A 23180-nucleotide genomic window follows, 5' to 3' on the forward strand; every position below is an offset into this window, starting at 1 on the left:
GCGTCGCCACCGCTCCGGCTCCGGCCGGGTCGGCTCCCCGGACACACCGGCGTCACCAGCGGATCGGCACCGGAAGCGCCGTCAGGACCCCGGACACCGCGACCGCCAGGCCCAGGGCGACGACCTCCGCCCGGGCCGGAGTACACGCGGTCAGCGGATCCGCAGCCCGGCGCAGCCGTCGCCGGGCCCACACCGCGAGGGCGGTGACGACCGCCACGAGCAGCACCTTGGCGAGCAGCGCACGCCCGTACGCCGTCCCGGTCAGCTGCTCGAGGATCGTCTCCGGCGGCATCCGGCGCAGTGAACTGCACACACCCGTCGCGGTGATGGCGGCGAGCAGGACGACCGCCACGCGCGCGTAGAGACCCAGCAGGGCCGCGCCCGCCGCCGCGTCCGGCCGGCCGTGCCACAGCCGCAGGACGCGCAGCGCGTGCAACAGGCCGCCCGCCCACAGCGCCGCGCAGGTCAGATGGACGAGCGTCAGTCCTGCGCCGGTCAGCGGAGTGTGCTCGGTCGTGGGGTGTGCGCGCAGCGCCTCGGCGACGACCACGGCGGCCAGCGGCCACACTTGCGTGACCGGCCGGCGCGACGCGGCGCACAGCCCCGCCACCACAAACGCGTTGACCTCCAGCAGGGCGAGCTTGCCGTCCCGGGAGGCGTGAAGCCCCCCGACGTCGATGTCCGCTCCATCGCCCGGCACGAGATTGCCGGCGGCCACGATCGCGGCGAGCCCGAGGGCGGACAGGAAACCGGCGCCGGCCGCGAGCGGGGACCAACTGCGGGGCAGAAGCCGGGGAGCGGCATCCGCGCCGGGCAGTGATCGCGCCAGGCGGTTCACGAACAGTTCGCCGACGCATATGCACAGCGCCGCGAACAGCACAGTGCGGAGCAGGGCTGTGCCGCCCGCGCCGGGCGCTTCGGCCTCCCCGGTGCCGTGCAGCGCGGCGGACGGGCCGAGCAACGCTGTCAGCGCGGCCACGGCCACCAGCACCAGGACGGCGACGGCCCGGCCCGCACCGGTGCGCCGCACGGGCCCGTGCCGATCGGCCGGCCCGGGCGGGGGTTGTGTCAGGGTCACCCCAGGATCTTCACCAACCTTCACACGGCCGGGCAAGTCGGCACAGGGACCTCAAGCCACCTTCGGTGCGGCCGACCACCACAGCCGCACCCCCTTGTACTCGTCCGTCGGCCGCAGTTCCCACCCCCGTGCGAGGGCGACCTCGGCGACGTACCAGCTGTCGACCCCCCCGGTACGTTCGCACGGGTGTCGCGCACTCCACGGGCGGCTTCGGCCTCTTCGGCACGACAGGTGCCGAGGCCCGGGCGGTCCACTTCGCCACGGTCCTGTCCACCCGCGCCTTGTCATATGCGACGTCGCCCTTATGAGGCAGCCCGGTCCCGGGCCGGCTGCCACTGCGGCCGCACGGGCCGGGGCGTCCAGGTCGCCGGACTCTCGTACACGCCCATGGCAAGGAATCCTGCCGCAGACGCGGAGCGGGCCGGACGGATGCCCCCGCCCGGCCCGGATCACCGTCACACGAGCTCTACTTGGTCACCGCGTCCAGCGCGTCCGCGACGCCCCAGCCGTAGAAACCGTTGCGGTTCTTCGAGCCCTCGCACACCGCGTCGATCTTGCCGTCGGCGTCGATGTCGTACGGGTCCGTGCACGCCTTGGCGTCGGCCTCCGCGTACAGCAGGGCCTTCACCAGGGCAGGAGAGGCGTGCGGGTGCGTCGACTTGATGAGCGCGGCGACGCCCGCGACGTGCGGGGACGCCATCGACGTACCGGCCATGTAGCCCCACTTGCCGCCCGGCAGCGTGCCCAGGATGAGGCCGCTCGTGGCCGGCGCCTCCGGCTTCTGGTAGGCGGTCGAGTCACCGCCCGGGGCGGCTATGTCGATGGTGCCCAGACCGTAGTTGGAGAAGGACGACTTGATGCCCTTGGCGCCCGTCGAGGCGACCGTGACGACACCCGGCAGCTGGGTCGGTATGTCGAGGCACTTCGAGGGGTCGACGACCCGGTCGCCCGGCGTGCTGTCGTTCGGGGACGACGGGTCGGTGATCTCGTCGGAGGCGAGGTCGTAGTTCTCGTTGCCGCCCGCGGCGACGTTGACCGCGCCCTTCTTCTCCGCGTACCGCGAGGCCCGGGTGACGGCGTCCACGAGCGCCCTCTGGTCCGGGTCGTTCTTGCAGTTGAAGTACCAGGGGTCCGTGTAATAGCTGTTGTTCGTCACGTCGACCCCGTGCTCGGCCGCCCACACGAAGCCGCAGACCACGGCCTCCGTGTAGAAGAAGCCGTCCGGGTTGGACACCTTGATGCCGGAGACCTTCACCCCGGGCGCCACACCGGTCATGCCGACGCCGTTCTTGGCGGCGGCGATCTCACCGGCGACATGGGTGCCGTGCGGGCTCTCCGCGGCGCCCGGCCGCCAGGCCCCGTCGGCCGTGTCCGGCTTGCCCGACACGCAGTTGGCCGACGCCTCGCGGTCGAAGTTGGGCGCGATGTCGGGGTGGGTGTCGTCCACACCGGTGTCGATCACGGCGACCGTGACCTTCTTGCTGCCCAGCGTCTTCTCGTGCGCCTTGTCCGCCTTGATGGCGGGCAGGTCCCACTGCTGGGGCTGCAGCGGGTCCTGCCCGGCCGGGGCGTCGGCCGCTGCGACCTCGGCCGCGCTCAGCACCCTCGGCGCGCCCAGGTCACCCGTCGACGCCGAGGGCAGCGGCGCGGTACGGGTGGCCCCCGCCGACTGCACGCCGCGCACCTTGCGGATCGCCTTGGCGAAGTCGGCGTTCGAGGAGTGGACGACGATGACGCCGATCTGGTCGTACGACGTCACGATCGTGCCGCCCGCCTTGGCGACGGCCTTCTTCACATGCGCCGAAGTGCCGTGCCCCGGCTTGACGTTGACGACGTAGCTGAGGGGGGTCGCCTCGGCCGCGGTGGGGGCCGGGGCGCCCTCGGTGGCGGAGGCCACGGTGTTCGGCAGGAACGCGAGGGCCGTTGCCACGGCCATCCCGGCCGGGATCGCGACGGCGCGACGGTAGCGCGCGTACGGCGCAGTCATGCTGTCTCCAGTTCGTTCACGGTACGAGCTGATCTTGCGAAGGGGGTGGCGGGCCGCGTCACTTGACCGCGCGCAGCGCGTTGACGATGCCGTGGCCGTAGAAGCCGTTGAGGTGCTTGCCGCCCTTGCAGACCGCGTCCTGCGTGCCGTCGCCGTCCTGGTCGTAGGAGGCGGGGCAGGCGGTCTCGTCGGCCTGCGCCTTCAGCAGCGCCTGCAGCTGGGCCGGAGACGCCCAGGGGTACTTGGACTTCAGCAGCGCGGCGACGCCCGAGGCGTGCGGCGAGGCCATCGAGGTGCCCTGCAGGAACCCCCATGTGCCGTTCGGCAGGGTGGAGAGGATGCGGCCGTCCTTCGACGGCGTGTCCGGGATCTGGTAGCGGCGGTCACCGCCAGGCGCGGCGACGTCCACGACGCCCTTGCCGTACGTCGAGAAGTACGACTTGACGTTGTCGACGCCCGTCGAGCTCACCGTGACGACACCCGGCAGCTGGTTCGGCACGTCGAAGCACTCGTGCGGGTCGATCGTGCGCTCGACCGGGGTGGAGTCGTCCGGGCTGGAGTCGTCGACGATCGCGTCCGAGTCCAGATCGTGGTTGGAGTTGCCCGCCGCGGCGACGTTCAGCGTGCCCTTCTTCTGGGCGTACAGCTGCGCCCGGTTGACCGCGTCGACGATGGCCCGCTGGTCCGGGTCGTCCATGCAGTTGTACAGCCACGGGTCGACGTAGTAGCTGTTGTTGGTGATCTCGACGCCGTGGTCGGCGGCGAACACGAACGCGCACACGACGCTCTCCGGGTAGAAGAGGCCGTTCGCCCGGTCGGTCACGTTGATGCTGGACACCTTCACGCCGGGAGCGACGCCCGATACGCCGACGCCGTTGCGGGCGGCGGCTATCTCACCCGCGACGTGCGTGCCGTGGTAGTCCTCGGCGGTGTACGGCCGCCAGGCGCCCTCACTGGTGTCGGGCTTGCCGCCGGCGCAGTTGGCGGACTGGGACGCGGAGAAGTTCGGGGCGATGTCCGGGTGGGTGTCGTCCACGCCGGTGTCGATCACGGCGACGGTCACCTTGCGGCTGCCCGGGTTGATCCGCGCGGCCTTGTCGGCGCCGATCGCGCGCAGGTCCCACTGGTCCGCTTCGAGGGGCTCGCTCTCGGGCGTCGTCGCCGAGACGGCCTCGGTGCGCTTCGCCTGGGCGGCCGTCAGATACTCGACCGCGCCCTCCTCCTTCGTCCCCGCGACGGTCAGCGGCGTCGTCCGTGTCGCGCCGGCGGACTGAACCCCGCGGGCCTTGCGGATCGTCTTGGCGAAGTCGGCGTTCGAGGAGTGGACGACGAGCACGCCGATCCGCTCGTAAGTGGCCACGACCGAGCCGTCGGCCTTCCCGATCGCCTTCTTCACCGAGGCGATCGTGCGGCGGTCCACCTTGGTGTTGACGACGTACGCCAGCTTCGGCGCGTCCGCAGTCCGGACGGCCGACTCCGCCTGCGGGGCCGCCGACGCGGCGGCGGGCAGGAAGCCCAGCGAGGCAGTCAGGGACAGCACGACCGGCACGGCGAGAGCGAGCCGGCGTCTGGAACGCAAGTGAGACATGGGGTCTCCACATCCTCCGGAAACGAAACCGGCCCGAGACACAGGTGGCGCCCGGGCAGGTACATGACGTGGTGCAGGGTGAAGCTATCCCGGCTTCTCGCTGGCCAGCAACGCTTTGTCGAAACGACTTCGGAAACAACGCCGGGCGTTTGAACCGGTTCTCACGCGGCGCCGTGACGTTGAACAAGGAGCGCGAGGACACGCGCCTCCGCCCATGTTCACAACCGCTGCCGTCCTTGCGAGGAGACTTTCGTGGCCACCGACGCACCGCCCCCCTCGAAAGAGCAACACAAGCTCCCCTCACCCGAGGAGTTCGCCGAGGTTCACGAGAGCGCGGAGTTCGGTGAACTGCGCCGCTCCTACCGTTCCTTCGCCTTCCCGCTGACCGTCGGCTTCATCGCCTGGTACCTGCTGTACGTCCTGCTCTCGAACTACGCGGGCGGCTTCATGGGCACCAAGCTGTTCGGCAACATCAACGTCGCCTTCGTCCTCGGCGTCGCCCAGTTCGTCACCACGTTCCTCATCGCCTGGTGGTACTCGCGGCACGCCGCCGCGAAGCTCGACCCCAAGGCCGAGGCCATCAAGACCCGGATGGAGAGCGGCGCATGAGCCCCGTACAGCAGACCTTCCTCGCCGCGAACGAGGCCAGCGAGCACCGCCCGCTGATCATCACCCTGTTCGCGCTGTTCGTCCTCGCGACCCTCGGCATCACCATCTGGGCGGGCCGCCAGACCAAGGACGCCGCCGACTTCTACGCCGGCGGCCGCCAGTTCAGCGCCTTCCAGAACGGCCTCGCCGTCTCCGGCGACTACATGTCCGCCGCCTCGTTCCTCGGCATCGCGGGCGCGATCGCCATCTTCGGCTACGACGGCTTCCTGTACTCCATCGGCTTCCTGGTCGCCTGGCTGGTCGCCCTGCTGCTGGTCGCCGAGCCGCTCAGGAACTCCGGCCGCTACACCATGGGCGACGTCCTCGCCTACCGCATGCGCCAGCGCCCGGTGCGCACCGCCGCCGGCACCTCCACGATCGTCGTGTCGATCTTCTACCTGCTCGCGCAGATGGCCGGCGCGGGCGTCCTCGTCTCGCTGCTGCTCGGCATCACCTCCGACGCCGGCAAGATCCTCATCGTCGCCCTCGTCGGCATCCTGATGATCGTCTACGTCTCCATCGGCGGCATGAAGGGCACCACCTGGGTCCAGATGGTCAAGGCCGTACTGCTCATCGGCGGCACCATCCTGATCACCTTCCTGGTGCTGCTGAAGTTCGACTTCAACATCTCCGACCTGCTCGGCACCGCCGCCGAGAACAGCGGCAAGGGCGCCGCCTTCCTGGAGCCCGGTCTGCAGTACGGCGCGACCGGCACCTCCAAGCTGGACTTCATCTCCCTGGGCATCGCCCTGGTGCTGGGCACCGCCGGCCTGCCGCACATCCTGATCCGCTTCTACACGGTGCCCGACGCCAAGGCCGCCCGTAAGTCCGTGAACTGGGCGATCGGCATCATCGGCGGCTTCTACCTGATGACGATCGCGCTCGGCTTCGGCGCCGCCGCGCTCATCTCGCAGGAGGAGATCCTCGCCTCCAACCCGTCCGGCAACACGGCGGCACCCCTGCTCGCCCTGCACCTGGGCGGCGTCGACTCGACGTGGGGCGCGATCCTGCTCGCCACGATCTCGGCGGTCGCCTTCGCGACCATCCTCGCCGTCGTCGCCGGCCTCACCCTGGCCTCGTCGTCGTCCTTCGCGCACGACATCTACGCCAACGTCATCCGCAAGGGGAAGGCCTCCGGCGCCGAGGAGGTGCGCGCGGCCCGCTGGGCGACCGTCTTCATCGGCGTCGTCTCCATCGGCCTGGGCGCCCTGGCCCGCGACCTGAACGTGGCCGGCCTGGTCGCCCTCGCCTTCGCGGTCGCGGCCTCCGCCAACCTGCCGACGATCCTCTACAGCCTGTTCTGGAAGCGCTTCACCACCCAGGGCGCCCTGTGGTCGATCTACGGCGGCCTGATCGTCGCCGTCGGCCTGGTGCTGTTCTCACCCGTGGTCTCCGGCGACCCCAAGGCGATGTTCCCCGAGGTCGACTTCGCCTGGTTCCCGCTGAAGAACCCGGGCATCATCTCCATCCCGTTCGGCTTCCTCATGGGCTGGCTCGGCACGATCCTGTCCAAGGAGGAGCCCGACGCCAAGAAGTACGCGGAGCTGGAGGTCCGGTCCCTGACCGGCACCGGAGCCCACTGAGCACGACCCCTCCCGCGCGGCCGGGTCGTAGGAACCTCCAGGTCCCTGCGGCCCGGCCGCGCCGCGCGTCGTGGGATCGGGTCTGTGGCGTTGACGGTGGGGTCACGTAGGCTCGCAGGTGTCGGAGAAGCAGTGCCGCACGCATGATCCGCGACGAGGGAGGGGGCCCACGTGCTCATCGACACCTACGGCCGGGTGGCCACCGACCTGAGGGTCTCACTGACCGACAGGTGCAACCTGCGCTGTACGTACTGCATGCCCGAGGAGGGCCTGCAGTGGCTGGCCAAGCCGGATCTGCTCACCGACGACGAGATCGTCCGGCTGATCGACATCGCGGTCACGTCCCTCGGGATCGAGGAGGTCCGCTTCACCGGCGGCGAGCCCCTGCTGCGCCCGGGCCTGGTCGGCATCGTCGAGCGCGTCGCGGCCCTGGAATCGCGCCCCCAGATGTCGCTGACGACCAACGGCATCGGCCTCAAGCGCACGGCCACCGCCCTGAAGGAGGCGGGCCTGGACCGGGTCAACGTCTCCCTCGACACGCTCCGCCCGGACGTCTTCAAGACCCTCACCCGCCGGGACCGCCACAAGGACGTCATCGAGGGCCTGTACGCCGCCCGTGACGCGGGCCTGACCCCGGTCAAGGTCAACTCGGTCCTGATGCCGGGGCTCAACGACGACGAGGCCCCCGACCTGCTGGCCTGGGCCGTGGAGCACGACTACGAGCTGCGCTTCATCGAGCAGATGCCGCTCGACGCCCAGCACGGCTGGAAGCGCGACGGCATGATCACGGCCGGCGACATCCTCACCTCCCTGCGCACCCGCTTCGAGCTGACCGCCGAGGGCGAGGAGAAGCGCGGTTCGGCCCCGGCGGAGCGCTGGATCGTCGACGGCGGCCCCCATGTCGTCGGCGTCATCGCCTCCGTCACGCGCCCCTTCTGCTCGGCCTGCGACCGCACCCGCCTCACGGCCGACGGGCAGGTCCGCACCTGCCTGTTCGCCCAGGAGGAGACAGACCTGCGCGCCGCGCTGCGCTCCGGCGCCCCGGACGAGGAGATCGCCCGCATCTGGCGCCTGGCGATGTGGGGCAAGAAGGCGGGAGCCGGCCTGGACGACCCGACGTTCGTACAGCCCGACCGGCCGATGTCGGCCATCGGGGGTTAGTGCGCCGCCCTCAGGGGCGCGGGGCTGTGTCGAAGTGCGGCTCCGCCGCGTGCGCCCGAACAGCCCCCACCGGCGCGCAGCCGGCGTCAGGCGTCCTTGGCTTCCCACTCCTCGAAGGGCACCACGTCCTTCAAGAACCCCCGCACCCCGAGGAACTGCGACAGATGCTCGCGATGCTCCTCACAGGCGAGCCACGTCTTGCGCCGCTCCGGCGTATGGATCTTCGGGTTGTTCCACGCCAGCACCCACATGGCGTCGACACGGCAGCCCTTCGCGGAACAGATGGGCGTCTCGTCACTCACGGCTTTCGTCTCACAGAAAAGGCGACGCCGAGCAGCCACGGGGGGAGCTGCCCGGCGTCGGTCCGTCGCTCCGACGGGGGATGCGGAGCGCGTACGAAGTATGTCACGGGTAACCCCGGCCCCGGCACTGGAACAACATGATTGATCTGAGCTTTTCTTGAGCTTGGCGGGAAGCTGACCTCCCGTCCCGCTCTCCCGCGATCTGCCGCGGAATCGCGCAGGGGCGCGCCTACCGCTCGTGCGATTCGCTCCGCGCACCCGCCCCCGGCCCGGGCACGGCATCTTCCGCAACCGATTCCCCCGACCCGTCACCCGCACCCGGCGGGCCGATCATCGGACGCGACTGCGACACCACGAACGTCGACGGCAGAGACGGCGCATTCTCACGCCCGGCGTTGGCGATCACCACCGCGATGTACGGCAGCACCAGCCCGAGCACCAACGCCACGATGGCGACGTGCCGTTCGACGTTCCACAGGGTGGCCGCCAGGATCACGGAGATCGTGCGGACCGTCATCGAGATCACGTACCGGCGCTGCCGCCCGCGTACGTCCTCCTGCAGCCCCGTCCGGGCGCCGGTGATCCGGAAAACCTGGACGTTGCCGCCGCCATGCTGCTTCCGCATCGCATTCCACCATCCGCCCGTATCGGACTCTCACCCGCCCCGTAGCCGTCCCCGGCCGGCCGGGGACCTGACCAGGACAGCTCTTACGTTACGCCGCGGCTGCGCCGGCCACGAGACCGGGTTGCGCGCGGCCGGGCGAACGGCCTGCGCCGTCCCGCGTACGGCCCTCGTCGGCATGCGGCGTACGGCACCTGGGCCGACACTGGCCGTAGTGCTCACGTCGAGCCGCACGAGGAGGCAGTGATGGGCTGGTTGTGGGCGATCATCGTAGGACTGGTACTAGGTCTGCTCGCCAAGGCGATCATTCCGGGCAAACAGCATATTCCGCTGTGGTTGACCGTCATCCTGGGCATGATCGGCGGTATCGCCGGCAATGCCATCGCCCGGGCTGCCGGTGTCGACGCCACATCGGGGATCGACTGGTGGCGGCACGTCTTCCAACTGGTGGCCGCGCTCATCCTCGTCGGTCTCGGCGACCGGGCCTGGACGGCGGCCAGGGGAGACAGACGCAGGGCATAACGGGGCGCACGGCGAAGGGGGCGGCCTCCGGCACCGGAGACCGCCCCCTTCCCCGCGCTCTCAGCCGCCCGTGACCTCGACCGCGGCCAGGTTCTTCTTGCCCCGGCGCAGCACCAGCCAGCGGCCGTGCAGCAGGTCCTCCTTGGCGGGGACGGCGTCCTCGCCGGCGACCTTGACGTTGTTCACGTAGGCGCCGCCCTCCTTGACCGTGCGGCGCGCGGCCGACTTGCTGGCCACCAGACCGACCTCGGCGAAGAGGTCGACGGCCGGGCCGAGCTCGGCGACCTGGATGTGCGGCACCTCGGAGAGGGCCGCGGCCAGCGTCCTCTCGTCGAGCTCCGCCAGCTCGCCCTGCCCGAAGAGGGCCTTCGACGCGGCGATCACGGCGGCCGTCTGGTCGGCGCCGTGCACCAGGGTCGTCAGCTCCTCGGCCAGTGCGCGCTGCGCGGCCCGGGCCTGCGGACGCTCCTCGGTCTGCCGCTCCAGCTCCTCAAGCTCCTCGCGGGAGCGGAAGGACAGGATGCGCATGTACTTCGAGACGTCCCGGTCGTCCACGTTCAGCCAGAACTGGTAGAACGCGTACGGCGTCGTCATCTCGGGGTCGAGCCAGACGGCGCCGCCCTCGGTCTTGCCGAACTTGGTGCCGTCCGCCTTGGTCATCAGCGGCGTCGCCATCGCGTGCGCGGTCGCGTCGGGCTCCAGGCGGTGGATCAGGTCCAGGCCCGCCGTGAGGTTGCCCCACTGGTCGCTGCCGCCCTGCTGCAGGGTGCAGCCGTAGCGCCGGTACAGCTGGAGGAAGTCCATGCCCTGCAGGAGCTGGTAGCTGAACTCCGTGTAGCTGATGCCCTCGGAGGACTCCAGGCGGCGGGCCACGGAGTCCTTCGTCAGCATCTTGTTGACGCGGAAGTGCTTGCCGATGTCGCGGAGGAATTCGATCGCGGAGAGGTTCTCCGTCCAGTCGAGGTTGTTGACCATGACGGCCGCGTTCTCGCCCTCGAAGTCCAGGAACGGCTCGATCTGGGCGCGCAGCTTGGCGACCCAGCCGGTGACCGTCTCCGGGTCGTTCAGCGTGCGCTCCGCGGTCGGGCGCGGGTCGCCGATCAGGCCCGTGGCACCGCCGACCAGCGCCAGCGGCCGGTGACCGGCCTGCTGGAGCCGGCGCACGGTGAGCACCTGTACCAGGTGCCCCACGTGCAGCGACGGTGCCGTCGGGTCGAAGCCGCAATAGAACGTGACGGGACCGTCCGCGAGCGCCTTGCGCAAAGCGTCCTCGTCAGTGGACAGGGCGAACAGCCCGCGCCACTTCAGCTCGTCGACGATGTCCGTCACGGTTCTCGTGTCTCCTCGATGATCTTCGGGCAGTCGGGTGACAGCCGACTACGAGGTTATACGCCCTGACTGACAGAGCTCATATTGAAATCCGGGACCCGCAGCGCGGGCATGGCCGCCCTGGTGAACCAGTCGCTCCACTCCCGGGGCAGCGTCTTTTCCGTCCGCCCGGCCTCCGTGGCCCGGCCCAGCACCCCGACCGGCGACTCGTTGAACCGGAAGTTGTTCACCTCGCCCGTCACCTCGCCGTTCTCGACGAGGTACACGCCGTCCCGGGTCAGGCCCGTCAGCAGCAGCGTCGCCGGGTCGACCTCGCGGATGTACCACAGGCAGGTCAGCAGCAGCCCGCGCCCGGTGTTCGCGACCATCTCCTCCAGGGAACGGTCCTCGCCCCCGTCCAGGACGATGTTGTCGATGCCCGGCGCCACCGGCAGGCCGGTCAGGCCCGCGCTGTGCCGGCTGGTCGTCAGGTGCCGCAGCTCGCCCTCGCGCATCCACTCGGTGGGAGCGAGCGGCAGCCCGTTGTCGAACACCGACTGGTCGCCGCCGGAGGAGTGCGCGATCACGAAGGGCGCCGATTCGAGGCCCGGCTCGTTCGGGTCGCTGCGCAGGGTCAGCGGCAGGTCGGTCAGCCTCTCGCCGACCCGCGTGCCCCCGCCCGGCTTGGAGAACACCGTGCGGCCCTCGACCGCGTCCCGGCCCGACGCCGACCACATCTGGTAGATCAGCAGGTCCGCCACGGCCGTCGGCGGCAGCAGCGTCTCGTAGCGCCCGGCGGGCAGCTCCACGCGCCGCTCGGCCCAGCCCAGCCGCACGGCCAGCTCGGCGTCCAGCGCCGCCGGGTCGACGTCCTTGAAGTCCCGCGTGGAGCGCCCGGCCCACGCCGACCGGGTCCGGTCCGGCGACTTGGCGTTCAGCTCCAGCGTCCCGTTCGGCTGGTCGTGCCGCAGCCGCAGTCCGGTGGACGTGCCGACGTACGACGACACCAGTTCGTGGTTGGCGAAGCCGTACAGCTCGCGGCCGCCCGCACGCGCGCGTGCGAAGGCTTCGCCGAGCGCCGGGGCGAAGTCGGCGAACACGGCCGAGGAGGTCTCGGCGGGGGCCTCCGTGAACTCCGGCGACCGCTCCACGCCCGTGACCAGCGGCTGCGCGTCCTCGGCGGGTCCGGCGCCCCGCGCCGCGGCCTCGGCCGCCCGCACCAAGGGCTCCAGCTCGTCGGGAGTCACGGCGGACCGTGACACGACCCCGGAGGCGGTGCCCTCCTTGCCGTCGACGGTGGCGACGACGGTGAGTGTGCGCCCGCGCGTGACGCCGTTCGTGGTCAGCGCGTTGCCCGCCCAGCGCAGGTTGGCGGTGGACTGCTCGTCGGCGATGACGACACAGCCGTCCGCCCGGGACAGTTCGAGGGCCCGCTCGACCACTTCGTGCGGCTTGCTGGTGAGAGGGCTCATCGACCGGCCTCCTGGGTCGTGTTCAGAATGTTGACGCCCTTGAAGAGGGCCGAGGGGCAGCCGTGCGAGACGGCGGCGACCTGGCCCGGCTGGGCCTTGCCGCAGTTGAAGGCACCGCCGAGCACATAGGTCTGCGGCCCGCCCACCGCGGACATCGACCCCCAGAAGTCGGTGGTCGTCGCCTGGTAGGCGACATCGCGCAGCTGCCCGGCGAGCCGCCCGTTCTCGATGCGGTAGAAGCGCTGCCCGGTGAACTGGAAGTTGTACCGCTGCATGTCGATGGACCAGGACCGGTCGCCGACGACATAGATGCCGCGCTCCACACCACCGATCAGGTCCTCGGTCGACATCCCGGCCGGGTCCGGCCGCAGCGACACGTTGGCCATGCGCTGCACCGGCACGTGCCCGGGGGAGTCGGCGTAGGCGCAGCCGTTGGACCGTTCGAAGCCGGTCAGCTTCGCGATCCGCCGGTCCAGCTGGTAGCCCACGAGTGTGCCGTCCTTGACCAGGTCCCAGGACTGGCCCGCGACGCCCTCGTCGTCGTACCCGATGGTGGCCAGGCCGTGCTCGGCGGTGCGGTCGCCGGTGACGTTCATCAGCTCGGAGCCGTAGCGCAGCTTGCCCAGCTGGTCGAACGTGGCGAAGGAGGTGCCGGCGTAGGCGGCCTCGTAGCCGAGCGCCCGGTCGAGCTCGGTGGCGTGCCCGATCGACTCGTGGATGGTCAGCCACAGGTTGGACGGGTCGACGACCAGGTCGTACAGACCGGGGCGCACGCTCGGAGCGCGCATCTTCTCGGCGAGCAGCTCCGGGATCTGTTCCAGCTCGCCCTCCCAGTCCCAGCCGGTGCCCGTCAGGTACTCCCAGCCGCGTCCCACCGGCGGCGCGAGGGTGCGCATGGAGTCGAACTCGCCGCTCGACTCGTCCACCGACACCGCGTTGAACACCGGGTGCAGCCGCACCCGCTGCTGGGTGGTCACGGTCCCGGCGGTGTCGGCATAGAACTTGTTCTCGTGGACCGTCAGCAGCGAGGAGTCCACGTGGTCGACCCCGTCGGCCGCCAGCAGCCGCGCGCTCCACTCCGCGATCAGCCCGGCCTTCTCCTCGTCGGGCACGGAAAAGGGGTCGATCTCGTACGACGAGATCCACGTCTTGTCCGCGTGCACCGGCTCGGCGGCCAGCTCCACCCTCCCCCACTGCCCGAAAGGCGTGGGAGGTGCCCCCACGTCCGAACCGGCCGCCTTGATCACCTGGGCGGACAGCCTGGCCATCGCCACCGCCTGCCCGGCGACCCTGGCGGCGGCGTCCAGGGTGAGGTCGACGCCGGACGCGAAGCCCCACGTACCGCCGTGCACCACCCGCACCGCGTAGCCGAGGTCGGTGGTGTCCGACGACCCGGCGGGTTTGGCGTCCCGGAACCGCCAGGAGGCGCCCCGCACCCGCTCGAACCGGAAGTCCGCGTGCTCGGCGCCCAGCGCACGCGCGCGTGCGAGGGCCGCGTCGGCCAGGGGGCGTAGGGGGAGGGCCGTGAAGGCCTCGTCGATGGTATGAGGCACCGCCGTCTCTTTCTGTCGAGGTGAGCGTGGTTGCCATGCGTGGTGACTGCTCCGATCATGTCGCCCATCCACCGCGCGGGCCACGAGTTTCCCGAGCCGGGTTCGCGGCTTTCTGTAGAGACCCGACAGGTAGTCCCCTACGCCACTGTCGGTGCCCGATTGTCCGCGGGCCTGCCGGGACCGATAGGTTTTCGAGGAAGCCGCCTGTCCTCACCGCCTGTCGTCCAGGCGCCCGGGCGGGGTATCCAGACCGCTATCGAAAGGGTGATCCGTTGAGCCGCTCGGTTCTCGTCACCGGAGGCAACCGGGGCATCGGCCTCGCCATCGCCCGCGCTTTCGCCGATGCCGGCGACAAGGTCGCCATCACGTACCGCTCGGGTGAGCCGCCGGCCGCCCTGACGGAACTGGGCTGCCTGGCCGTCAAGTGCGACATCACCGACGCCGAGCAGGTGGAGCAGGCCTACAAGGAGATCGAGGAGGCGCACGGCCCCGTCGAGGTCCTCATCGCCAACGCCGGCATCACCAAGGACCAGCTCCTGATGCGCATGTCCGAGGAGGACTTCACCTCGGTCATCGACACCAACCTCACCGGCACCTTCCGCGTCGTCAAGCGCGCCAACCGCGGCATGCTGCGCGCCAAGAAGGGCCGTGTGGTCCTCATCTCGTCGGTCGTCGGTCTGTACGGCGGCCCCGGCCAGTCGAACTACGCAGCCTCCAAGGCCGCCCTGGTCGGCTTCGCGCGTTCCCTCGCCCGTGAGCTGGGCTCGCGCAACCTCACCTTCAACGTCGTCGCGCCCGGCTTCGTCGACACCGACATGACCAAGGCGCTCACCGACGAGCAGCGCGAGAACATCGTGAAGCAGGTCCCGCTCGGCCGGTACGCGCAGCCGGAGGAGATCGCCGCGACGGTGCGGTTCCTCGCCTCGGACGACGCCTCGTACATCACTGGAGCCGTCATCCCCGTTGACGGCGGACTGGGAATGGGTCACTGATCACCATGAGCGGAATTCTCGAGGGCAAGCGCGTCCTGATCACCGGTGTGCTGACGGAGGCCTCCATCGCCTTCCACGCCGCGAAGCTGGCCCAGGAGCAGGGCGCCGAGGTCATCCTCACCGCGTTCCCGCGGCCCACGCTGACCGAGCGCATCGCCAGGAAGCTCCCGAAGCCCACCAAGGTCATCGAGCTCGACGTGACGAACGACGAGCACCTCGGGCGGCTCGCCGACCTCGTCGGCGAGGAGCTGGGCGGCCTCGACGGCGTCGTGCACTCCATCGGCTTCGCCCCGCAGGACGCCCTCGGCGGCAACTTCCTCAACGCGCCGTTCGAGTCCGTCGCCACCGCCATGCATGTCTCGGCGTACTCCCTGAAGTCGCTGACCATGGCCTGCCTGCCGCTGATGCAGAACGGCGGTTCCGTCGTCGGCCTCACCTTCGACGCGCAGTTCGCCTGGCCGCAGTACGACTGGATGGGCCCGGCCAAGGCCGCGCTGGAGGCCACCAGCCGCTACATGGCCCGTGACCTGGGCAAGCAGAACATCCGCTGCAACCTCGTCTCGGCGGGCCCGATCGGTTCCATGGCCGCCAAGTCCATCCCGGGCTTCAGCGAGCTGGCCTCGGTGTGGGACAGCCGCTCCCCGCTGGAGTGGGACCTGAAGGACCCCGAGCCTGCCGGTCGCGGCATCGTCGCCCTGCTGAGCGACTGGTTCCCGAAGACCACCGGCGAGATCGTCCACGTGGACGGCGGTCTGCACGCCATCGGGGCCTGATCTTCCGCACGTCCTCGACGCCCCGTTCCCCGCAGCGCGCGGGGAGCGGGGCGTCACCCGTTCGGCTCAGCCGGCCGGGCGGGGGAGGCCCTCAACCGGGCACTGTTGAGTACGCGTTCACCACGCGAGCCCCTCCCCAGCACGGCCGAGGAGGTCCCCCTTGTGCGCTTGTCCCGCCGAACGGCCTCAGTGTCCCTCGCCGTCGCGCTCGTGCTGACCCTGGCCTACGAGGCGGTGCCCCACGCGCGCGTGCCCGGCGGCGAGCGAGAGTCGGCGGATCCCTTCGGCGCCGCGTGCCGGATCCGCGTGACCGGCTCCAAAGTGACCGCGTACTGCCACAACCCCTACCCGGAGACCGACCGGGTGAGCCTGCACGTGGAGTGCGCCCGCTGGTGGGACATCGACACCGACAGCTCACCGATCGAGGCAGGTCCCGCGCAGACCGTGCGGCTGACGGGACGGTGCTGGAAGGAAGTCGCCGACGTGTGGGTCAGTCACGGGCGGGGTTGATCGCGCGTATCAGTCACGGGCCGGGGAGCTGACCTGCCCGGCGGTAGCAGTCACGGGCCGGGGAGCTGACAGCCGGCGGTCGCAGTCACAGGCCGGGGAGCTGACAGCCGGCGGTCGCAGTCACAGGCCGGGGAGCTGACCCTGCCCGGCGGCATCAGTCCCCGGCGGGAGAGCCGAGCCCGCCCAGACGGCACAGGAACGGGTAGCGGGCCGCCTCCGCGGCGGCCCTGTCCGCCTCGCCCGCGCGGATCGCCTCCAGCAGCCGCCCGTGGTCCATGTACGTCTCCGGCGTCAGCTTCTCGCCGACGTCCTCGCGCAGCCAGTCCCGCAGCACCTCGCCCAGGTCCGCGTACATGGCCGTCATGACGTCGTTGTGGGAGGCCGACACGACGGCCAGGTGAAAGGTCGCGTCCGCGGTCACGAACGCCTCCTTGTCACCCGATTCCCAGGCCTCCTCGCGCCGCAGCAGCAGTGCGTCGAGCTGCTTGAGGTCCTTCTCCGTACGCCGCTCGGCGGCCAGCCGGGCGGCGGCCGACTCCAGCGTGGAGCGCAGCTCGGCGATGTGCCGGGGGTCGGCCTCGGCGAACCGCCGCTGCATCACACCCGCCAGTTCGCTCGTCGCCACGACGTACGTGCCCGAACCCTGGCGGATGTCCAGCAGCCCGTTGTGTGACAGGGCGCGGACGGCCTCACGGACCGTGTTGCGGGCGACACCGAGCTGCTCGACCAGTTCCGGCTCGGTCGGGATCCGGGAGCCGACCGGCCACTCGCCCGAGGTGATCTGGGCCCGCAGTGCGGCGATGACCTGCTCGGACAAGGCCGAGCGACGGGGATGGCTCAGGGGCATGGCTCACCTTCGCACGGCCGGGGCGCCCGGGGGCAGCCGGGGAGTGGACAGTCAATCATCCTATGATTCTATGATGGGCCTCATGCCTCGTGAGGAAACCCGGACGACGACACCCCCGACCGTACGCAGCTCGGCCGCGCACGAGCCCGGGACACCGGGCGGCGCCTCTCCGCGCGCGTGGACGATGCGACTGCTCGTCCTCGGCATCGTGCTGTCCGCGCTGAACCTCCGTCCCGCCATCACCAGCCTCGGCGCCCTCCTGGAAGAGGTCCGCGACGGGCTCGGCATGAGCGGCAGCGTGGCCGGGCTGCTCACCTCGGTGCCGCCGCTGTGCTTCGCCGTCTTCGGAGTCATGGCCCCACGGCTCGCCCGCCGTTTCGGCCCCGGCGCGGTGGTGTGCGCCGGTATGGCCGCCATCGCCGCCGGCCTGCTGATCCGCCCGTTCGCGGGCGGCACGCCCGGCTTCCTGGCCGGGAGCGCCCTGGCCCTCATGGGCATCGCGGTCAGCAACGTCCTGATGCCGGTCATCGTCAAGCGCTGGTTCCCCGACCGCGTGGGTTCCATGACCGGCCTGTACTCGATGGCACTCGCCCTCGGCACGGCCCTCGCGGCCGCGGTCACGGTGCCCCTGACCGACGCCCTCGGCGGCAGCTGGCAGACCGGCCTGGCTCTGTGGGCGGGGCTCGCCGTGGCGGCCGTCCTGCCGTGGCTGCCCTTCGTCCGGGGGCACGTCGCGCCGCCCGGGGCGGGGGACAAGGCCGCAGAGACGGTGACGCCGGCGCAGGGCCCGGCTCCCGCCGCGACGGAGCACGCGCGCGTGGAGGCGCCTCGGCTGCGCATGGCCCGGAGCCGGACCGCCTGGGCCCTGGCCGTCTTCTTCGGGCTCCAGGCCACCGCCGCCTACATCACCATGGGCTGGATGGCGCAGATCTTCCGGGACGCCGGTGTGCCCGCCGGCACCGCGGGGCTGCTGCTGGCGGTCACCATGGTGATGGGCGTGCCCCTCGCCTTCGTCATCCCCCGCCTGGCCACCCGGCTGCCCCACCAGGGCCCCATCGTGCTCGCCCTGGGCCTGTGCGGTCTCGCCGGTTATGCCGGGCTGTACCTCGCACCCGCAGCCGGCGCCTGGGCCTGGGCCCTGCTGCTCGGTGTCGCCAACTGCGCCTTCCCGCTCGCCCTGACCATGGTCGGCATGCGGGCCAGGACCGGCCCGGGCGTGGTCCAGCTGTCGGCGTTCGCGCAGAGCACCGGCTACCTGATCTCCATTCCCGGACCGCTTCTGGTGGGCGTCCTCTACCAGCACAGCGGCGGCTGGGGCCTGCCGATCGCGCTGATGAGCGCCCTGATGATCCCGCAGATGGCCGTCGGTTTCCTGGCCGGCCGCGACCGCACGGTGGAGGACGAGGCGGCCCGCTGAGCCACGTCCCCGGGGGAGGGCGGACCCCGGAGCACCCGGCCTGCACGGGGAGTGGGACACTTTCCCCATGCCAGTGCTCGACCCGAATCCCCAGCACGGTCAGAAGAAGATGCTGCTCGTGTTCGGCGCCTTCTTCGCGATCTTCATCGTCATCGCCGTCATCGCGACCCTCGCCTCGCCATGACCGTCCGCCCGCGCGGCCCGTGGTGGGGGTAGCCCCCCTGTCCCCTAGGGGGTGAGGGTCAGGGTCAAGTGGGTGGATCACCGGATGGGTTGGCAGCCGCGGATTCCGTAACTTCAAGGGTGTGACCGCGAGACGGTCACCGACCACTCGAAGAGCGGAGGCACCCATGTCGGCCCCTACGCACACCCGGCCCCACCCGGCGACCCGGGCCGGTGCCGCCGGCCGGCTGCCCTGGTGGGCTCTCGCCCTGCCCGTGCTCGCCTTCTCCGCACTGCTCGCCCTGATCCTGAACCCGTCCGACGCGCACGCGGCCACCGGTGAGCCGGTGATCACCCACCTCTTCGAGCGGATCCAGCAGCTGACAGCCCGCTGATCACGGCAAAGGCCGGTGGTCAACTCCCTGCGCCAGGTGGCGTGTTTCATGCGAAGCTGGATCTCATGAGCGTCGCAGAATCCCGCAGGATTGTCCTCTTCCGCCATGCGAAAGCCGACTGGCCACAGGTCACCGATCACGAGCGTCCCCTCGCCGACCGGGGCCGAATGGACGCGGCGGAGGCCGGGCGCAGGCTGACCGACACCGGTATCGCCTTCGACCTGGCGCTGTGCTCCACCGCGGTCCGGACCCGGGAGACCTGGAAGCTCGCCGTCCAGGAGTTCCCGCAGCGGCCGAAAACCGTCTACGAGGAGCGGATCTACGAGGCCTCGCCCGGCGAACTGATCGCCCTGCTCAACGAGACCCCCGACGACGCGCAGAACGTCCTCATGATCGGGCACAACCCGGGCATCCAGGGACTCGCCGACATCCTGGCGGGCTCGGGCGAGGACGAAGCCAGGGAGCGCATGACCCGCCGCGGGTTCCCGGCCGCCGCCTTCGCCGTGCTGTCGTTCGGCGGCCCGTGGAAGAGCCTGGAGCCGGGGGTGGCCACGCTGCAGGACTACTGGGCACCGGCCGAGTGACGGCCTCCACGTGATCGCGTGACCGCGTGACAGAGGGGCCCGGCACCGGTGCGGCGCCGGGCCCCTCCTGGTCGATCGACGATGCGAAGCGGGCGGATCAGACGATGTCGAGCGTGTCCGCCGCCTCGACCTCCTCACGCGTGACACCCAGCAGGTACAGGACCGTGTCCAGGAAGGGGAAGTTCACCGCGGCGTGCGCGGCCTCGCGCACCACCGGCTTGGCGTTGAAGGCGACACCGAGACCCGCCGCGTTCAGCATGTCCAGATCGTTGGCGCCGTCACCGATCGCCACCGTCTGCGACAGCGGCACGCCCGCCTCCGCCGCGAACCGGCGCAGCAGCCGGGCCTTGCCCGCGCGGTCGACGATCTCGCCGGTGACCTTGCCCGTCAGCCTGCCGTCGACGATCTCCAAGGTGTTGGCGTGCGCGAAGTCCAGCCCGAGCCGCTCCTTCAGATCGTCCGTGACCTGGGTGAATCCACCGGACACGACGCCGACTTGGTAGCCGAGTCGCTTCAGCGTACGGATCAGGGTGCGGGCGCCCGGGGTCAGCCGCACCTCGCTGCGCACCTTGTCCACGACCGAGGCGTCCAGCCCCTCCAGCAGCGCCACGCGCGCGTGCAGGGACTGCTCGAAGTCCAGTTCCCCGCGCATCGCGGCCGCCGTCACCTCGGCGACCTTGTCCTCGCAGCCGGCGTGCGCGGCGAACAGCTCGATGACCTCGTCCTGGATGAGCGTCGAGTCGACGTCCATGACGACCAGGCGCTGCGCGCGCCGGTACAGACCGGCGGCGACGACCGCCACGTCGATACCGAGCCGTGCGGCATCGGTCACCAGGGCGGTGCGCAGCGGCTCGGTCTCCACGCCGGAGACGGCGAACTCGACGGCGGTCACGGGGTACTTGGCGAGCCGGAAGATGCGGTCGATGTTGCCGCCGGTCTTTGTGATCCGGGCGGCGATCGCGGCCGTCGCCTCGGCGGTGAGCGGGTGCCCGAGGACGGTGACCAGGGAGCGGCCCAGGCCGCGCGGCCGGTTGTCGCCGAGGCCGGAGATGATCTCCGCCTGCATCTTCATCGACTCGGCCCAGCTGTGGACGGTCGCCCGCAGATCTCCCTCGATGCCCGGGGGCGGCTCGGTCACGAGCGCGCACAGCACCATCCGGCCACGGGTGACGACCTGCTCGATGTCGACGACGTCGACGGAGTAGGCGGCGAGGGTGTCGAAGAGGCCTGCGGTGATGCCAGGCCTGTCCTTGCCGAAGATCTTCACAAGGAGGGTGGGGACGTCGGCAGGGACGTCGGAAGACGAGGTCTGTGAAGCGCTCATGGTGGTTCCACCGTATCCGGCGTGCGGCGCCTGTCGCCCCCGAGGTCCGTCTGGCGGACAGCGAACACCGCATGGCGCGTGGATGAAGTGGATCTTGCGTACCGGTACGGTGCCCGGCGCCTTCACCGGTCACCTCCCGCCCCGCGGCTTCCGCGGCGGTGGCGGTGGTGGCGGGGGAGGCGGGGGGCCGTCGTCCGGACGCGCGGGCGGCCCGTTCCCGTTCCGCGGCCCGGGCGACTGCCGCGGGCCACGCGGGGGCGGCCCGACCGGCCGTACGACGGTGGGGGCGCTGTAGACGTCGCCCGGGGCGGGGGGCTCGTCGTCCCGGGCTGCGCCGTACTCGGGCCCGGGCGCAGCGCCGGAGGGCCGCTCCGCGCCGGAGGGCCGCTCCGCGCCGGACGGGTGCTCCGCGCCCTGGGGTCGTTCCTCCCCGAAGGCTCGTTCCTCCCGGGGCCGCTCCGTCCCGCGGGGCCGCTCCGCCCCGGAGGGCCGTTCCTCCCCGGGCCGCTCCGCCCCGGAGGGCCGTTCCTCCCCGGGCCGCTCCGTCCCGAAGGGCCTTTCCGTCCCGGGAGGCCGTGCGTCCTGCGGCTCGCGCAGCTCCTCCGGCACCCGGAGGTAGGGGTTGGTGCCCGGATCGGGCGGCCGGTACGGCGTACCCGGTGCGTACGGCCCGGCCTCCTCACCCCATGGCACCCACTCGCCTCGCTCCCCGGGCTGCCCGGGCCCGGCCCCCATGGTGCTCAGCGATCCCGTCGCCCCACCGGCCCCGGTCACCCCCTCCCCCCGAGCCGACGTCGTAGCCCTGCGCCCCGCTGCCCCGCACCCCCACGCGAGCAACGCCCCCGACGCCCCGGCCCCCGCGCCCCACACCCCGCCCAGCAGCAGGGCCGTGCCGAGGTGGCCGTGCAGTTCGATGCCCGCGCCGAAGGCGTCGAAGCCGAACACGGACAGGGACGCGGTCACGGAGACGTCCGTGAGCCAGGCCAGCAGCGGCAGGGCGAGGGCGGTCGCGGCCCCCAGCCACAGCGCACACCGCCCCGCGAAACGAAGGGCACCGTCCGCCGCCCCGACCGGCGTCCGCACCCCTGCCAGCACCCCTGCCAGCAGCACCGTCAACGCGGCAGCCACCCCCAGCAGCCACACCGGTCCGTCCAGTTCGGCCAGCCGGCCCAGCGTCACCGACCGGTCGGCCCCGGCGCCGAGCACATCGTCCAGGGGGTCGGGCAGGAAGCGGGTCAGTTCACCCGTCGCGCGACCGTCCCACGGCACGAACAGGCCGAGCGGCACACCCAGCCACACCCCGTTCGGCGCCCCGAGCAGCGCCGCACCGGCGACGCGCCGGGGATGGTCGTCGCCGGCCGCCGCGTACGCCGCCGCCGCCCATCCCGCCACCACCGCCACCAGCAGCACGGTCACCAGCGCGGACACGGCCGGCCGCACGACCCGGTGCACGGCCTCCCAGCCCCGCGGCAACGGTGTGCGGCGCGAGGCCAGCAGGGCGATGAGGAGGATCCCGGCCGACCAGCCGAAGCCGCCGAGCAGCGTCGGGGCGGTGTCGACCGTGAACCCGACCGCGGCCCGCGCGTCGACCAGGTCGCCGAGCCGGTCGGGCAGCAGCCCCCCGATGTCCCCGAGCCCCGGGACCTCCACGCTGCCGCTCCCGCCGGTGACGTCGTCCAGCCCCAGCGACCCCCCGTCGATCGTGATGACGTCGTGTCCCGCCCACGCCAGCCCGCCCAGCATCGCCACGAACAGCACCACCACCGACCCCGCCCGCGCGAACAGTTCGGACGGTGCGATCACAACTCCCGCCCCCCGCAGGGATCGCAGGAAGAACCACGACAGCAGCACCGCCCCGACCAGGCTCACCCCCAGTGGCGTGATCTCGATGGCCGTGTCCGCCTCGGCGCCCGACAGGCCGAACACCGACACATCACCGGACGGAGTGACCGAACCACCCGCCCCGAGGGCCACCACCGCCGCGGTCATCGGCCCCAACGACCCCGCGGTGTCCGCCTGAAGCAGCCGCAACCCCAGCGCCGCCGTCCCCGCCATCCCGATCAACGCCCAGCTCACGGCGGCCACGGCGGACATCAGCACATCCCCCCACGGGACGCGCGTGTGCCCCTTCGCCGTCTCGACCCCTGCGGCAGCACTCATGGCAGACCCCCCGATCCGCTGCACGACGGGAACACCGCGCATGTCCCCCTCGCGTCGAAATACCACTCTCCGGCCCGGTTTCAACCCCGTCAACGGAATCGGCCGATGCGTCCGAACGCGGTCTTCACAAGGCCCGACTTTCGGTCAGGGGGCCGCTACTGAAATAGTTCCCCCCGATGTTCGACATCCCTA

22 protein-coding genes are annotated in these 23180 nt (G+C 71.3%); 11 read left to right on the top strand and 11 right to left on the bottom strand.

The genetic code is table 11. From position 1 onward, the window contains the following. Positions 1-52: 52 nt before the first annotated feature. The 3 genes from ACFY5B_RS17580 to ACFY5B_RS17590 form a co-directional block, all read right to left on the bottom strand. On the bottom strand, positions 53-1078 hold the full coding sequence (locus tag ACFY5B_RS17580) for a CopD family protein (RefSeq protein ID WP_389969861.1): 1026 nt from the start codon (positions 1076-1078) through the stop codon (positions 53-55). A 466-nt stretch (positions 1079-1544) separates the two neighbouring features. Further along, positions 1545-3065 carry a S8 family serine peptidase gene (locus tag ACFY5B_RS17585; RefSeq protein WP_389969863.1) on the bottom strand — a complete coding sequence of 507 codons (1521 nt, stop codon included), beginning with the start codon at positions 3063-3065 and terminating at the stop codon, positions 1545-1547. A 58-nt stretch (positions 3066-3123) separates the two neighbouring features. Then, entirely contained in the window at positions 3124-4653 is a 1530-nt protein-coding gene (locus ACFY5B_RS17590) for a S8 family serine peptidase (protein ID WP_389969865.1), read from the bottom strand. Positions 4654-4905: 252 nt separating this feature from the next. Between ACFY5B_RS17590 and ACFY5B_RS17595 the strand changes: the two genes are divergently transcribed. From ACFY5B_RS17595 to moaA, 3 genes are all read left to right on the top strand, one after another. Further along, positions 4906-5262: a DUF485 domain-containing protein gene (locus tag ACFY5B_RS17595; RefSeq protein WP_344459400.1), complete on the top strand. Its 357-nt coding sequence runs from the start codon at positions 4906-4908 to the stop codon at positions 5260-5262. Beyond that, positions 5259-6884, top strand: a complete 1626-nt coding sequence (locus ACFY5B_RS17600; RefSeq protein ID WP_389969868.1) for a cation acetate symporter — start codon at positions 5259-5261, stop codon at positions 6882-6884. Before ACFY5B_RS17595 ends, ACFY5B_RS17600 begins: the two co-directional genes overlap by 4 nt. A gap of 171 nt (positions 6885-7055) precedes the next feature. Continuing rightward, a complete protein-coding gene (gene moaA / locus ACFY5B_RS17605; RefSeq protein ID WP_389969870.1) occupies positions 7056-8045 on the top strand; it encodes a GTP 3',8-cyclase MoaA in 990 nt (329 codons plus the stop codon). A gap of 86 nt (positions 8046-8131) precedes the next feature. On the opposite strand, the gene ACFY5B_RS17610 is transcribed toward moaA, so the two are convergent. Then, on the bottom strand, positions 8132-8347 hold the full coding sequence (locus tag ACFY5B_RS17610; RefSeq protein ID WP_389969872.1) for a hypothetical protein: 216 nt from the start codon (positions 8345-8347) through the stop codon (positions 8132-8134). Positions 8348-8576: 229 nt separating this feature from the next. Beyond that, positions 8577-8972: a DUF3099 domain-containing protein gene (locus tag ACFY5B_RS17615; RefSeq protein ID WP_389969874.1), complete on the bottom strand. Its 396-nt coding sequence runs from the start codon at positions 8970-8972 to the stop codon at positions 8577-8579. Between the two features lie 243 nt (positions 8973-9215). On the opposite strand from ACFY5B_RS17615, the gene ACFY5B_RS17620 reads away from it, so the two are divergent. Next, positions 9216-9491 carry a GlsB/YeaQ/YmgE family stress response membrane protein gene (locus ACFY5B_RS17620; protein WP_355832078.1) on the top strand — a complete coding sequence of 92 codons (276 nt, stop codon included), beginning with the start codon at positions 9216-9218 and terminating at the stop codon, positions 9489-9491. Between the two features lie 60 nt (positions 9492-9551). On the opposite strand, the gene tyrS is transcribed toward ACFY5B_RS17620, so the two are convergent. The 3 genes from tyrS to ACFY5B_RS17635 are packed head-to-tail and all read right to left on the bottom strand — an operon-like array spanning position 9552 to position 13824. Next, on the bottom strand, positions 9552-10820 hold the full coding sequence (gene tyrS, locus ACFY5B_RS17625) for a tyrosine--tRNA ligase (RefSeq protein WP_389969876.1): 1269 nt from the start codon (positions 10818-10820) through the stop codon (positions 9552-9554). A 56-nt stretch (positions 10821-10876) separates the two neighbouring features. Continuing rightward, on the bottom strand, positions 10877-12271 hold the full coding sequence (locus tag ACFY5B_RS17630) for a metallopeptidase TldD-related protein (RefSeq protein ID WP_389969878.1): 1395 nt from the start codon (positions 12269-12271) through the stop codon (positions 10877-10879). After that, positions 12268-13824: a TldD/PmbA family protein gene (locus ACFY5B_RS17635; protein WP_389969880.1), complete on the bottom strand. Its 1557-nt coding sequence runs from the start codon at positions 13822-13824 to the stop codon at positions 12268-12270. Before ACFY5B_RS17635 ends, ACFY5B_RS17630 begins: the two co-directional genes overlap by 4 nt. A gap of 272 nt (positions 13825-14096) precedes the next feature. Here ACFY5B_RS17635 and fabG point away from each other — a divergent pair, with 272 nt between their 5' ends. The 3 genes from fabG (at position 14097) to ACFY5B_RS17650 (ending at position 16099) form a co-directional block, all read left to right on the top strand. Next, positions 14097-14816, top strand: a complete 720-nt coding sequence (gene fabG / locus ACFY5B_RS17640) for a 3-oxoacyl-[acyl-carrier-protein] reductase (RefSeq protein WP_097215826.1) — start codon at positions 14097-14099, stop codon at positions 14814-14816. A 5-nt stretch (positions 14817-14821) separates the two neighbouring features. Further along, positions 14822-15589: an enoyl-ACP reductase FabI gene (fabI, locus tag ACFY5B_RS17645; RefSeq protein ID WP_389969882.1), complete on the top strand. Its 768-nt coding sequence runs from the start codon at positions 14822-14824 to the stop codon at positions 15587-15589. Between the two features lie 162 nt (positions 15590-15751). Beyond that, positions 15752-16099 carry a hypothetical protein gene (locus ACFY5B_RS17650; protein WP_389969884.1) on the top strand — a complete coding sequence of 116 codons (348 nt, stop codon included), beginning with the start codon at positions 15752-15754 and terminating at the stop codon, positions 16097-16099. Positions 16100-16253: 154 nt separating this feature from the next. Here ACFY5B_RS17650 and ACFY5B_RS17655 read toward each other — a convergent pair whose 3' ends face one another. Next, the gene (locus ACFY5B_RS17655) at positions 16254-16946 is read right to left on the bottom strand and encodes a FadR/GntR family transcriptional regulator (RefSeq protein ID WP_389969886.1); all 693 of its coding nucleotides are present in this window, start codon (positions 16944-16946) and stop codon (positions 16254-16256) included. Positions 16947-17016: 70 nt separating this feature from the next. On the opposite strand from ACFY5B_RS17655, the gene ACFY5B_RS17660 reads away from it, so the two are divergent. From ACFY5B_RS17660 to ACFY5B_RS17675, 4 genes are all read left to right on the top strand, one after another. Next, entirely contained in the window at positions 17017-18363 is a 1347-nt protein-coding gene (locus ACFY5B_RS17660; RefSeq protein WP_389969887.1) for a CynX/NimT family MFS transporter, read from the top strand. 67 nt (positions 18364-18430) lie between these two features. Then, positions 18431-18547, top strand: a complete 117-nt coding sequence (locus ACFY5B_RS17665) for an SGM_5486 family transporter-associated protein (protein WP_104779641.1) — start codon at positions 18431-18433, stop codon at positions 18545-18547. A 166-nt stretch (positions 18548-18713) separates the two neighbouring features. Beyond that, the gene (locus ACFY5B_RS17670; RefSeq protein WP_389969889.1) at positions 18714-18920 is read left to right on the top strand and encodes a hypothetical protein; all 207 of its coding nucleotides are present in this window, start codon (positions 18714-18716) and stop codon (positions 18918-18920) included. Positions 18921-18985: 65 nt separating this feature from the next. Continuing rightward, entirely contained in the window at positions 18986-19504 is a 519-nt protein-coding gene (locus tag ACFY5B_RS17675) for a SixA phosphatase family protein (RefSeq protein WP_389969891.1), read from the top strand. Positions 19505-19601: 97 nt separating this feature from the next. On the opposite strand, the gene serB is transcribed toward ACFY5B_RS17675, so the two are convergent. Then, positions 19602-20828 (bottom strand): phosphoserine phosphatase SerB, encoded by a 1227-nt coding sequence (gene serB / locus ACFY5B_RS17680; protein ID WP_344459364.1) that lies wholly within the window; start codon positions 20826-20828, stop codon positions 19602-19604. A 129-nt stretch (positions 20829-20957) separates the two neighbouring features. Then, entirely contained in the window at positions 20958-22988 is a 2031-nt protein-coding gene (locus tag ACFY5B_RS17685) for a streptophobe family protein (protein WP_389969893.1), read from the bottom strand. Positions 22989-23180 lie beyond the last annotated feature (192 nt).

It is taken from the genome of Streptomyces sp. NPDC013187 (assembly GCF_042899705.1).
GTDB lineage: Bacteria > Actinomycetota > Actinomycetes > Streptomycetales > Streptomycetaceae > Streptomyces > Streptomyces hawaiiensis_A.